The organism is Allocoleopsis franciscana PCC 7113, from assembly GCF_000317515.1.
GTDB classification, from domain to species: Bacteria; Cyanobacteriota; Cyanobacteriia; order Cyanobacteriales; family Coleofasciculaceae; genus Allocoleopsis; species Allocoleopsis franciscana.
The window spans coordinates 7026173-7038367 of record NC_019738.1; the positions used below are offsets into that span (position 1 = coordinate 7026173).

At 46.2% G+C, this 12195-nt stretch carries 10 protein-coding genes; 3 read left to right on the top strand and 7 right to left on the bottom strand.

What is annotated here, in order from left to right; genetic code table 11:
• Window positions 1-3: 3 nt before the first annotated feature.
• Together MIC7113_RS28910 and MIC7113_RS28915 are read left to right on the top strand one after the other, a co-directional pair.
• Window positions 4-2124 carry a WD40 repeat domain-containing protein gene (locus tag MIC7113_RS28910; RefSeq protein ID WP_015185731.1) on the top strand — a complete coding sequence of 707 codons (2121 nt, stop codon included), beginning with the start codon at window positions 4-6 and terminating at the stop codon, window positions 2122-2124.
• Between the two features lie 196 nt (window positions 2125-2320).
• On the top strand, window positions 2321-5236 hold the full coding sequence (locus MIC7113_RS28915) for a COG1470 family protein (protein ID WP_015185732.1): 2916 nt from the start codon (window positions 2321-2323) through the stop codon (window positions 5234-5236).
• Between the two features lie 64 nt (window positions 5237-5300).
• Here the strand turns inward: MIC7113_RS28915 and MIC7113_RS28920 are convergent, their stop codons facing one another.
• The gene (locus MIC7113_RS28920; RefSeq protein ID WP_015185733.1) at window positions 5301-5873 is read right to left on the bottom strand and encodes a Uma2 family endonuclease; all 573 of its coding nucleotides are present in this window, start codon (window positions 5871-5873) and stop codon (window positions 5301-5303) included.
• Between the two features lie 327 nt (window positions 5874-6200).
• Between MIC7113_RS28920 and MIC7113_RS36960 the strand changes: the two genes are divergently transcribed.
• Entirely contained in the window at window positions 6201-6350 is a 150-nt protein-coding gene (locus MIC7113_RS36960) for a hypothetical protein (protein ID WP_015185734.1), read from the top strand.
• A gap of 43 nt (window positions 6351-6393) precedes the next feature.
• Here the strand turns inward: MIC7113_RS36960 and MIC7113_RS28925 are convergent, their stop codons facing one another.
• From MIC7113_RS28925 to MIC7113_RS28950, 6 genes are all read right to left on the bottom strand, one after another.
• Window positions 6394-6969 (bottom strand): hypothetical protein, encoded by a 576-nt coding sequence (locus MIC7113_RS28925; RefSeq protein ID WP_015185735.1) that lies wholly within the window; start codon window positions 6967-6969, stop codon window positions 6394-6396.
• Between the two features lie 53 nt (window positions 6970-7022).
• Window positions 7023-7907 carry an HIT family protein gene (locus tag MIC7113_RS28930; RefSeq protein WP_015185736.1) on the bottom strand — a complete coding sequence of 295 codons (885 nt, stop codon included), beginning with the start codon at window positions 7905-7907 and terminating at the stop codon, window positions 7023-7025.
• A 163-nt stretch (window positions 7908-8070) separates the two neighbouring features.
• A complete protein-coding gene (ypfJ, locus tag MIC7113_RS28935; RefSeq protein ID WP_015185737.1) occupies window positions 8071-8931 on the bottom strand; it encodes a KPN_02809 family neutral zinc metallopeptidase in 861 nt (286 codons plus the stop codon).
• A 227-nt stretch (window positions 8932-9158) separates the two neighbouring features.
• Complete coding sequence (locus tag MIC7113_RS28940) at window positions 9159-9902, bottom strand: hypothetical protein (protein WP_015185738.1); 744 nt, start codon at window positions 9900-9902, stop codon at window positions 9159-9161.
• Window positions 9903-9979: 77 nt separating this feature from the next.
• Window positions 9980-11092 carry an iron-containing redox enzyme family protein gene (locus tag MIC7113_RS28945; protein ID WP_015185739.1) on the bottom strand — a complete coding sequence of 371 codons (1113 nt, stop codon included), beginning with the start codon at window positions 11090-11092 and terminating at the stop codon, window positions 9980-9982.
• A gap of 219 nt (window positions 11093-11311) precedes the next feature.
• Complete coding sequence (locus tag MIC7113_RS28950; RefSeq protein WP_081594746.1) at window positions 11312-11926, bottom strand: 2OG-Fe(II) oxygenase; 615 nt, start codon at window positions 11924-11926, stop codon at window positions 11312-11314.
• Between the last annotated feature and the right edge of the window lie 269 nt (window positions 11927-12195).

A 12195-nucleotide genomic window follows, 5' to 3' on the forward strand; every position in this document is an offset into this window, starting at 1 on the left:
AAAATGGCAGATAATCCCATCAGTATTAAAGTCTCTGCACAGGTACTTAAATTCAGACCTGGTGGCCCACCGGTTTCCTTTGAAGTAACCGTTGATAATGATAGCGATCGCTTCGCTTCATTTCAATTAGAAGTCGTGGCGGCGGGTGCTGATTCTACTCCGAGTTTTCGCTGGTACACCCTCTCCCCAGAAGTCAGTTCCAAAAAACCCCCAGGCGATAGTACCAAATTCCTGGTGACCATTACGGATTCACCCGTACCGGGTTTTGCCGGCATGATGAACCTCACGGTGCGGGTTTTCTCCCTAGAACTCCGGGATGAGGAACGGCAAGTCCTGCGTCTGTATGTACAAGAAGGTACGGGATCGAAACCGTTAAAAATTGACCTGCCGGTGCGAAAATTCCAAGCGGCACCCGGAGAACAGGTGGAAATCCCCGTCCGGTTGCTGAACCCCAATCAACAGACAACGGATGTCATTCTCAGTTTCCTAGGGGTGGAGTCATCTTGGTTGCTCAAGGGTGCCGAACAACGGTTGCAATTAGAACCAGGGGAACAAACTGAGGTAATCTTTTCCTGCCAACCTCCAGATGCGATCGCCCTATCTCCCTGTCAAATCTACCCGTTTACCATTGAGGCAACGCACCACAAAGGAACGGTAGTTCGCGACCAAGGCACCCTGGAGGTTCTGCCGATCGGCTATGTAGATTTTAGTTGCACACCTCAGCAGCAGACGATCCCAGCCAAAGGCAGCAAGCGCTTCAGGCGTCGCACGGAACCGGTCACGTATGAACTGCAATTTGAGAATGCCAGTAATTTATGCTCCACCGCCAGCGTGCAAATTCAGGGTAAAGATTGGCAGAAATGCAATTTAGAGGTAATTCCGCCAGAGACAGAACTTCGTCCCGGTGAGACGAGCAAAGCTCTTTTGTTAGTCAGTAAACCCCGTCCCCGGTGGGGTATCCGAGAAAAACTACTGTTAGAAGTCACCGCTATTTTGTCTGATCGGCGGTTAGATTTACGCAATGATAGCCAAACTCTGGAATTACGCGTTCTGCCAGTTATCCCTTTGGCGTTGCAAGTATTGGGAGGACTGCTGCTACTCCTACTGTTATTTCTATTGTTTCGACCATTTGAGGGACACACGGCGGCTGTATCCTCTGTGCGCTTCAATGGATTAGCCGATCGCGTGATTAGTGGTTCTGCCGATCAAACCATCCGCCGTTGGAATGTTCAAGGCAATCGCCTCAAACCCATGGGAGTGTTTGCACGGACGGGTAAAGCGGTGCGTGTCGTTCGCTTTAAACCGGTAAACAACGACATCGTCGCCGCTGGGTTGGAGAATGGGGAGATTCAACTGTGGGATGTGTTGGGGAATCGGAAAGAACCGTTAGAGTTCTTCTTTAATGAGAGAGATGACCGCGTTTTAGATTTGGAGTTTACCAAAGACTCGCGCTATTTATTTAGTAGTCATGGTAGTGGTTTAATCTTGGCGTGGGATTTGGAAGGTGAAGCATCAAACTCCCTAACTAATAGCAAAAGTCCTCTGGCTAAACTCAAATCTGACTTTGCTGTGTATGATTTGGCGGTAGTGGGTACAGGCGGAACCAACTTAGCGATTGGCGGACGGTATAACCGATTAGTCGTGTGGGATATTAAGTCCAACAAAATCCGCCGCGTCCCCTATCGGCAAGGCGACCAAAATAGTTATATCCAGAGTCTTGCCGTTGCTGGTGATAAGCCGAATCTGATGGCAACGGCTGATAATCAGGGAAACATCACCCTCTGGGATATGCGTCAATGTTTAGCGAAGGATACTCAATGTGAAATTCTAGATGAATGGTCAACCGGTCATGGTGGTAAACCGGTGCGTTCTGTGAACCTGAGCAAAGATGGTTGCTACTTAGCCAGTGCTGGGGATGATGGACGGGAGATGCTTTGGCCTTTGACGATGGACGGTGCACGCGACCTCAAGTTCTTAAATGGCAGAAAACTCGATCAGGTTCCTACCAAAATTAATGATGTGAATCTGATCTTACGGGGAGACGATATTCTCGTGGTGAGTGGGAGTGATGACCATGGGGTGAGGTTGCGTCGTGTGGAAAAGAGTAATACAGGTTGCAAGTAGATGGGGTGGGAAGTTGGGTTTTATAGCAGAAGGCAGAAGGCAGAAGGCAGAAGGCAGAAGTCAGAAGGCAGAAAGTTTACCACTTGAATAGGAAAGTGACGGAATCTAGAGAATTCTCTCTCAAGCGGAACGATTGCCCCTTTAGGGTACCAGCGAAGTGGTTCGCTAATTGTTACAGAAGCCAGGAGTCACAAGGATGGCGAGGAAGACGCCCGATTTCGGTTCTATAGGGACAGAACGCCAAGAGGATAAAGGTCTAAGCATGGCTGATATCCTCATGTTGCCTGACTCTCAACGGCGGGTTGTGCAATGGATGATGCGCCAGGGAGACTGCGCGTTGCACGATGTCGCGGCGAATACGGAGCAGGATGAGGGAGATGCGGCGATCGCACTGTACGATTTGATGGAGCAGGGTTATGTCCAAGAAATAGAAGTCGATGGTGAGACACTCTACCGAATTCGCCTTGCTTCTAAAGAAGGCATCAAGCAGTTACCTCAAACCATCCAGCAAGCGCTAGCACCAGGTAAACCCCTGGCGGTGATTCCTAATCCATCGGGAGATTCTTCCGTCATCGCTGGGTCAACGTTTGAGTTGTGTGTCACTGTCAGTAATAAGGGGAATCAGAGTGCCTTAATCGATATCTATATTGATGAAGTGTCGCAGATGCTGCGTCAGTGGTGTGATTCGCCTTTTGAACGGCTGGCGTTAAGTCCCAAATCCACGAGTGAGGTGGTGTTTCAGTTTCAGGTACCGCCGCAAACGTTACCGGGTACTTTTCACTACCAGCTAGTCGTCGATGCGCCGCAGCATTATCCGGAAGATACTCCGATTCGTTACTCCCAGCGCCTGCAAATTTTGTCGGCAATTGAGGATGCGGTAACGGTTAGCGACCCCACGTTTACGGTTATCCCCGCGACGAGTTCTGTTGCACCCCTTGTGGTTCAACCGGGACAACCGCTCCAAGTTACAGTTTTAGTGGATAACCGCTCTGATCGGGTAGACCGTTTTTGGCTCAGTTGTTCGGATTTGCAGGAAAGCTGGTTTACCGTCCGCTACCCGGAAGGCTTACAGTTACCGGGTTTAGTGACGGCGAGTGATGGGTTAGACCTTAACCCTGGTGCGAAGGGCGAAATTGTGCTGCTGTTGCACCCGCCACTCAATGCGCTAGCGGGGAATTACTTTGCCACCCTCCGCTTACAATCGGCTAATCATCTGGATGCGGTACTGCTGGATGTCATCTACCTCCAGGTTCTCCCGGTTTACCTGATTACAGTTGAGCTTCGCACACTCTTGGGTCAGGTGAAACGGTCGGCTGGATTGTTTGAAGTGCGGTTGACGAATGCGGGGAATACGGAACGGGATATTATCGTCCGCACGATTAGTTTTGATGAAGACAACCTGTGTACCTATACTTTGGAACCGGTTGAGGTTCGGATATTGCCGGGATCGGTGGGGATTGTTGCCCTAGAGGTAGAACCGACTCAGTGGTGGCGTCGTCCAATTTATGGGGGTGGCCGACTGATCCACTTTGGCGTCGAACTCGAAGACCCAAGGTTACTGCCTGTGCCGAACGATTTGCCCCAAGGTGCTTTGCTGTGGGAGGCGCGTCCGTGGTGGCAGTTTCTGCTGGTGTTGTTAGCTGGGGTTGGGACGATTGCCGCGATCGCATTTCTGATTTGGTGGCTGTTTTTTCGTCCCCCTGCTCCCCCCAAGATTGTAGAATTCTCCTCAGATAACCCAGCTTACCAAGAGGCAGAGGGTGATTTTGTTCAGCTCAATTGGCAAATTCGTAACCCCCGACAAATTCAGGCGATCGCATTAACAGGTCAGTCGCCGGATGGGTCAGCTTCTGTAAAACCGGTCACTTACGATTTCAGCAAAGGTGTTCCCAACCCGCTCAAAGAATTTTGCATTATCCGAGCGATGCTAATTTGTAAACATGTCCGCACGGAAGCACGTCAAGCTGGGGATTATGTGTTTGAACTTAAAGTTTTTTCTAAACAGAAAAAAGACGCGGCTGTCGATTCTCTGAAAACTAATACGGTTAAAATTCAATCCGTTGAACCCCCAAAAATTAGCGAATTTATATCAACAAAACCCGTTTACCAAGAGGCAAGTGTTAGCAGTAGGGGCGGTGTCCCCGTGCCCGCCCAGAAGCCAGGAGCTAATTCTCCCTCTGAAGATATGATTCTCCTGAATTGGAAGATTAACAACCCAGAACAACTTCAAGAATTAAGACTCATTGCTCGATTACCTGATGGGTCAGCCGTGAGTGGATTACGACCTTTCATCTTCAGTCAAGGGATTCCGAAAGAACTACAAGAATTTTGTCAATTGCCCCAGGAACTAATTTGTAAAAATCTACCAACAGGCATTCGCAAACCCGGTGATTATATCTTTGAACTAATAGCCATTCCCAAAAAAGGAGAGGGAGAAAAACCCATCTCAGCCAAGACAGATATCATTAAAATTTTACCGAATATAGTCCCGATTAAAATTGTCGCCTTCAAAGTCAATGGTAAAGATGCGGGGGGTAAATATTTGGTTCCGATTAATCCCGAAAACCCGATCAAACCCCTCGTTTTAACCTGGCAAGTAGAGGGAGGGAAAGATATGAAAGTGGAGATTCTGCCTGCGCCGGGAACGGTTCCGCCTGTGGGTGCGGTCGCCTATCCCTTAAGTCAGCAACCTTCTAGTGAAACGGTGACACTTAAAGTAACCAGTGGTGCAGGTCAAGAATTCAGCCGATCGGTTACATTTGAAACGGTTATCCCGCCACAACCTGAACCTGCCGCGACTCCCGCACCACCGACTCAACAAATACCCATGCGTCCTCCAGGACTACCCACACTCTCCCCAACTCCTCCTGCACCACCCCCCCCATCCCCGTTACTCCTTCCCTCTCCAACCTCTACTTCTCAAACACCTTTACCATCATCCTCACCGGAGAGTTCCCCCTCTTCCTCACCCGCCGGTTCCCCCTCACCTGGAGGTTCACCCTCACCTTCGCCCTTACTCTCACCTTCGCCCTTACTCTCACCTGGTGGTTCGCCGTCACCTTCCGACCCGGATACCCTCTCCCCCTCTGAACTACCGCCTCGCTTTGATTAGATTTTGAAGAATAGGACTGATACCATTTCAATTTTTATAACCAAAATCAAATAAAGTTTCTAATCTAAATATTCCCTGGTTTCAGCCAGCCAAATAACTCACCAACGCTTAACTTTAAATCTGCCATAAATTCTGGAGTTGGAATTAACTGCTCTGTCTCTTGCAAAAATATGGGTTGTTGAGAAGCAGGATAGGCAAACACAGATTTCTCTGCCGGATCGATTAGCCAACCCATCTGACAACCTGAATTGAGACAATGCAGAATATTACTGATTACTTTGGTTTGGTTTTGGTCTGGGGATAAGATCTCAATTGTCCAGTCTGGATGAGCGGCGAAAAAATTTGCAATATCACCTTCTTCATCCAAGGGAATACGATTCCAAGTAAAAATAGCAATATCCGGTACGATGGAGCGCCCACCAAAGGTACACCGTAGTTCTGGAAGGGCTAGAGCAATCTTTGGTTTTTCAACAATATTATTAATGACGGTTACCAGCCGACCTTGTAATTTACTATGTTTTCCTTGGGGCATTGGTTTTTGAATGACTTGACCATTGATGTATTCACTAGCAGGTTCAGTTTCTGGTAGTTGCAAAAACTCTGCTAGGGTTAATGGTTTCGTAGGGATTTGAACCATAGTTTCAAGCTCTGATGCCGAATATATTGATTATCTCAATTTTCTATTAATAGTAGCGAAATGAACGGGAGGTTAGGATAGCGATCGGATTTTGAAATTGGACTTTTAGGTTATATTATATCTTGCTTGCACCAAGCCCTGGCGATTGAAATCGCGGCTATATAAATAAAGTCCGCCTACGCGGACTAACGTAAAATGAAGGGTTTTGAAGCCTGCCTCCGCAGGCTTTGTTTGTGTAGCCCCAGACTTCCAATCTGTGGGTGATAAGGTGCAAGATCTGATAATAACAAAATTAAAGATCAGCCACCAAGTGGATATCGGTCTGAGATGCCTGTAGATGAACAAGTATTGGAAAAAATCTTAGCCACACACTTCTGCTCTACTGGAATGTTCGATGATGATTATGATAGCTTTCTAAAGTCAAGAGCTAAATTAATTTTGGCAAGAGCCGAAGAGCTATCACAGTGCGATCGCTAGCTTTTCTTGTCATCACACTCTGATAATTTCAATCCTGCAACGTCTAATCAGGGAATGCAAATCCTGTGCGAGGATCGCGGATATAAAGCCCTAGAACTAACGATTCCATCACCGTTTCCCATACGGGAATCAGGCGCTCGGCATCATCTGCCCAATAGTCAAACGTAATCAAACACTGAACTCCAGAACCTAACCCAATAGCAATTCGGGAATAGGCTTCGCGGTTTTCTTGAGGGTCAATAAATTTGATTTGACTCCAAACGATGCGGGCTGTTTGGCGCTTCAATTGAATCACTTCTCCTCGCTCGATTACATTCCGCTTCTCCTCTCGAATCGTCTTTTTTAATAGCGATACTAAGGGAAACTCTGCCCAGTTGCCAGGGGGTAGCAAATTAAAGGAAGCTTCTAAGCGACAGTCATCATTCGGCGGCTTTTTGTCGAGAAACCGGAACGACTTTGTATCCGGTTCAAAATGCCAATCTTCGGGCACATCGAAGCGCAACGCTCCTCGCCCTGCGACAAAGATCCGAGTTCCTGGCTTTGATTCCCAGTTGTGGTCTTCTTTGAGTTCTAGAGTTTCCTTAATCCATTGGAGATTATGCTTTTTGCGTTTAGCCATAGCAACTCCATGTGTTGACCTCTTTCTTATTTTGCCGTGTCTGGCTCAAGAACTCAAAGAACTTTATTCTTTACGGCTAATTTCTCAGGTTTTTTGGGAATCACATATCTCATCCCGCCTTTAGCACCAACGGTATCCCCTTGGTAACGAGGGATAATATGAATATTAGCGTGCATCATCGTTTGACCTGCGTCCCTATTGATATTTATGCCCACATTAAACCCATCAGGGCAAAATTCTTGGCTTAACATTTCTTGCACTTTGTTAGCCATAAACCAGCAGGCCGATTGTTCTTTAAAGGGTAGTTCAAAATAATTAGCGACATGACGCTTCGGTACAATCAGTACATGGCCTTTACTTCGAGGATAACCATCAAACATGGCATAAGCTGTTGCTGACTCGGTTAGCAAAGTTAGATTTTTATGAGGGTTGCAGAATATGCAATGGTTAGATGAATTTCTTTGGTGATTATAATGACTGTACTCGTAAATTTCGCAAGACTCATCTAAGTGAATTGATTTAAAGGGAAGTTTAACAATGCACTGATAAGTAGGCCGTTTGTGAATGTAATGTTCTCGAAACCCTTCTTTTTTTATATCTCTTCTCACAGCATAATAAACTTTCCCTCCCGGCTTCAAGAAATGCGAAACTTCCATTAAAACATTAGCTTGTTCTTCAAGAAACAAAACGTTTAAAACATAAAAGCAAATTATGGTATCGAATTTATGGGTAGGATATTGCGGTAAATGATAAGGGTCATAACCCGTGATATCAAAGCCTTTTTGTTGTAATAATTTAGTGTCATTGCCGAAACCGCAGCCAAAATCTAAAATTTGGCCTTGGAGCAGATTTTTTTCTAACAATAACTGTGCCGGAAATGAAAGTTTAACTCTTTCTATGGCTGTGAGGTGGCTAAACTTATTTTTTTGCTTTTGCATGGAAACTGAAGAAATTAAGTTGTTAATTAAATAGCCTAAGCTAGGCGGCTATTTAATTCTTCAGTACGATTACTGAATCAAAAAAACAACAAAAATTCTTCTCGGTGATGCTACGGAAGCCATCACTCCAGCACTTAAGGACAGCAGACTATATGGAAACAATTTAAGGATTTGCTACAGCAAAGGTATTACATTGCTTCGGATCGCCGGTCTGAATACCCTGCTTGAACCAGCGAACACGTTGGGCTGAACTACCATGGGTAAACGCCTCTGGGACAACATAGCCTTTCGCTTGACGTTGCAAGCGATCGTCCCCAATACTGCTGGCAGCATTCAGCGCCTCTTCAATGTCGCCTTCTTCCAGGATTTGCCGCGATCGCTGGGCATGGTGCGCCCAGATGCCAGCAAAACAGTCTGCCTGTAATTCCTGCCGAACTGAAAGTTGATTCGCTGTTACTTTATCGCTTCGACGCTGCAATGCCTGCACCTTATCGGAAATGCCCATGAGATTCTGGACATGGTGCCCAACCTCATGAGCAATCACATAGGCTTGGGCAAAGTCTCCGGGTGCCTGGTGGCGAGTCTTCAGATCCTGATAAAAGCTCAAGTCAATGTAGAGCTTTTGATCGGCGGGGCAATAAAACGGGCCAACGGCTGAGCGGGCATAGCCACAGGCAGAGTTCACAGCTCCCGAAAAAAGAACTAACTTCGGTTCTACATAAGTCGCTCCCCTTTGCCGAAACAGTGTTTGCCACGTATCCTCTGTATCTGCTAGGACAACGGAAACGAAATCAGCCAAGCGATCATTCGCCCCAGAACCTTGGGTTTGAGGAGCCTCAGTGCGGGGGCGATCGCTCGGTGCTTCTTGTTGTTGCTCCCAAATCACGCTGGGGTCGCCACCGAGAAGCGCAACAATCACGGACAGAATGATTGCCCCAATGCCACCCCCAATTACCGGACCCGACACTCCAGTTCCGCGCCTGTCCTCAACATTCGTGCTTCTACGACCAAATTCCCAACGCATAACCGAGACTCTCCAAACTACTGAACTGGGCTACGAGTGAGTAAGGTGCGTAGACGCAAAGCAGCTTGTCGTCAGATCTCGCACCCTAACAAAACTTTTCCTAATTCAACTCACCAAAAATATTAGTGATTTCATTGAGCGAGCTCCTCTGTCAGAGGGATTGCGCTGGTTGACTCTAGAGTCCTCCTTCAGGAGTGCTAATCGCGGTTATCACTTGATTTCAAAACTTACAGCACTGTCATTACCTTAAGTAACTCTGCGGACAAATCTATGTTAGAACCATCTTTTTTTTGAAATAAGACGCCTGCCAAAAAGTAAATATTTTGGGAATAGAATGCTTTGCGATTTTTCCGCAGTTCCATAATAGCTGTTTTTACTTTGGGTTCACAGCTATAGTACCCAAACGTCAGGGGAGCAATCATAAAATCAACTACATGATAACCCTGAGCAAGTGCATAATCAATGGTCTCGACTGGATTGGAGTAAGCCGAAATCATCAACATCACATTCTCACAACCCAGTGATAAAAGCCGTTTAGTAATGGTTGCTCCATCCTCACCACCATGTAGAGAAGGCATGTAGAGATTGTCATCGGGAGCGGGAAGGTAAGGAGGATTGGCAATGAGGTAACTGGCACTAGAGGCAAAGTTTTTGAAGAAACATTTGTTATGAATCGTATATTGATGTTCGAGTTGATATTGCTCAATTCTAGACCGACCGAGTTCACAAGCCGCAGAGTTCAATTCATAACCTTGAATAAACCCATCAAATTGACTTTTCAGCAAACCACTAATGACCGGACTCCCGTCTCCGGCACCAAATTCGACAACTGAATCAAAACGAGTGCAGTTCTTCAGCACCATTTTCTCTAGACATTGGGAATAAAATTGAGACTCTTCAGGACAAAAGAAAACTTTGTTGGGTGAATAGGATTGAACGGCTGTGTTCGAGGTTAATAATACTTCTTGCATGGTACAAATCTTGCTATTCGCTTTCAGAATGAGGGGTATTCGATACTGGTCTAGGAACTATCTCAACGGATGCTAAATTAAGCGGATTGCTCTGCCTGTTTGATGCAGCGAATGATCGCTGCACCGGCCCGATCGCCCATCCATTTTTCTTGGTCATAACCGAGTACCAGTTCCCAGGCATCCTCTGGGTATTGGTCTACTAAGGGTAAGGCTACGTCCTGCAACATCCATTGACCGTGTCGTTCATCTTCCCGGATGTGCAGTTCCCAGTAACCCATCGCCGTGTCTGAAAGCTGTAATCTTTCTGCGGCACTCATGTAATCTTTATAGATGGAAGGGCCAGCAATTTCAAAGTAAGTAAGTCCACCGTTGTAGCGGAGAAAATGCCGCTTGCATTCTGTTAGTAAGAAGTTGTGATTGATACAAGCTAACAGTTCCCAAGGAACGATATCAAAGTATCCCTCTGGCTGAGTATTAAGCCCTAACTCCGCCATCATTTTGGCGAAAAAGGTAGAGTGTTTCCGGGTGAAGCGGCCATTCCCGTATTCCTCCAATAACACACGGATTAATGTAGCTTGTACTTCGTTGCTAGCACCGCCTAGAATTCGCGATAGACGGCTGGCTTCCACTAATCCATCTAGAGAGGCGATCGCTAACAGATGCCGATATCCTTCCAGCGTCATTTCTTGCCGTAGATATTGCTTGTTCTCTGTTAACGTGGGATTCAAGTCAGCCTCACACCGCTCAATCAGTGCCTGCTGGGCGTCTAATTGCCGTAATTGTGCAACATCAAGTTGTGCCAGTTCCCACACTTGCCAAACCGATTCAATCTGATCGCGTACCCATTGCAAATAATACGAACGCTCGTTTTTGTAGCGTCGTAAATCATCGTACCAGAACAAATTAAGCCGATTAATATGATATAGAATGCGCTGCAAAAATAAGTGCGCTGTCTCTACTTCCTCAACTGACGCGTGTTCTGTGTAAGCTCTGCTCAGAGCTGTGGCGACCGCTGCTTCAAAATTACGTACTAATTCAGGGTGAGTATCTACCTGTCGGTCTAAATTTTCATGGGTAAGTAGTTGAATGAATTGTTGTTCGGCTTCGATATAATTGGGGGATTGAGCAGCCGATGACAATTCTTTGGATATCCCTTTAATCAGGCGATCGGGACTCAAAGCTACGGTCATATTATGATGCCTTAAAATCTTTGTGGAGTTTGTTGTTATGTATCGCTGACAAGGGAAACAGCGTTAAGAATTGTGTTTGTCAACGTAATACAACGATATACAAGTCTCTTCCTCTGTTCCGTCCATCCTTGGACAGAATCACCGTTATCAACGAACTCCACAACAAAACCGAGATTCCTACCTAAAGGGGTTTGACGAAAGCTTCATTGAACCCCCAACTTACTTCCGTTTTACCTTCATTGCCCTAGACTCCACTGTAAAGGCTGGAATCTCTTGCAATACAGTGTCACTCAAACTGTATTGTTCGCACACTAAACTTAGACGAGTGCCAGTGGTTTTAACGGCATTAACCGAATGGGTCAGGTCGCCTTGAAAATACAACAATGTGTTAATTTGTGGCTTAATCTGCCCGACTTGCTGTTTATGCCGACGCAACACTAGCTCTCCTCCTTGCAAATTAGGTGGCACCTGCACATAAAGCACACTAACAACTACGGGAGGTTCAACGGTTTTGCAATAAGAGCGCAGGGAGCGATCAATATGTGGATCGACGCGAGATCCTTCTTTGAGTAACAATGGGTTGAGGTAGAACGCATTACAGGTAGGCTGTAGCGCTCGTTCTAGATAAGGCTTAAAGAAGGGAAACCGCCGTTCCACTTCCCCAATTTCTGAACGTTGAAACACCACGGAAAATCCTTTAGTGCCAACAAAGTCGCGGTTGAGGTTATTGATAGTCAGGTAAGAACAAGCCAATATCCCTCCTCGCAAGTCGTTGAGTTCATTGATGGGCAAGGCATTGGGCTGTTGAGAATAGTAGTTGCTCAAGGAATTCAGGAATTTCAAGGACGTACTAATCCCATCATCTCTGTTTTGGGCAACACTCGCCAAATTCAGGCGGTAACAATCAGCTCAAAAGCTTAGCAGAGATGCTTTTCATTCACTTGAGTTCTCAAAAAATATCGGATGATTAACAGGTTGATTGAGCCTTAAATTTTGAGACTCTCTTCTCTTCTAGATTAAGGATTAATAACGCCATAGTAAATGGCGGCAACCGAAAAAAGACTGACTAGAAAAATCGCTGTTACAATTCTGAAACCCAATGC

Coding starts and splice junctions, on each gene's coding strand:
- MIC7113_RS28910 (WP_015185731.1), top strand. CDS start 4: ATGGCAGATAATCCCATCAGTATTAAAGTCTCTGCACAGGTACTTAAA.
- MIC7113_RS28915 (WP_015185732.1), top strand. CDS start 2,321: ATGGCGAGGAAGACGCCCGATTTCGGTTCTATAGGGACAGAACGCCAA.
- MIC7113_RS28920 (WP_015185733.1), bottom strand. CDS start 5,873: ATGGTTCAAATCCCTACGAAACCATTAACCCTAGCAGAGTTTTTGCAA.
- MIC7113_RS36960 (WP_015185734.1), top strand. CDS start 6,201: ATGCCTGTAGATGAACAAGTATTGGAAAAAATCTTAGCCACACACTTC.
- MIC7113_RS28925 (WP_015185735.1), bottom strand. CDS start 6,969: ATGGCTAAACGCAAAAAGCATAATCTCCAATGGATTAAGGAAACTCTA.
- MIC7113_RS28930 (WP_015185736.1), bottom strand. CDS start 7,907: ATGCAAAAGCAAAAAAATAAGTTTAGCCACCTCACAGCCATAGAAAGA.
- ypfJ (WP_015185737.1), bottom strand. CDS start 8,931: ATGCGTTGGGAATTTGGTCGTAGAAGCACGAATGTTGAGGACAGGCGC.
- MIC7113_RS28940 (WP_015185738.1), bottom strand. CDS start 9,902: ATGCAAGAAGTATTATTAACCTCGAACACAGCCGTTCAATCCTATTCA.
- MIC7113_RS28945 (WP_015185739.1), bottom strand. CDS start 11,092: ATGACCGTAGCTTTGAGTCCCGATCGCCTGATTAAAGGGATATCCAAA.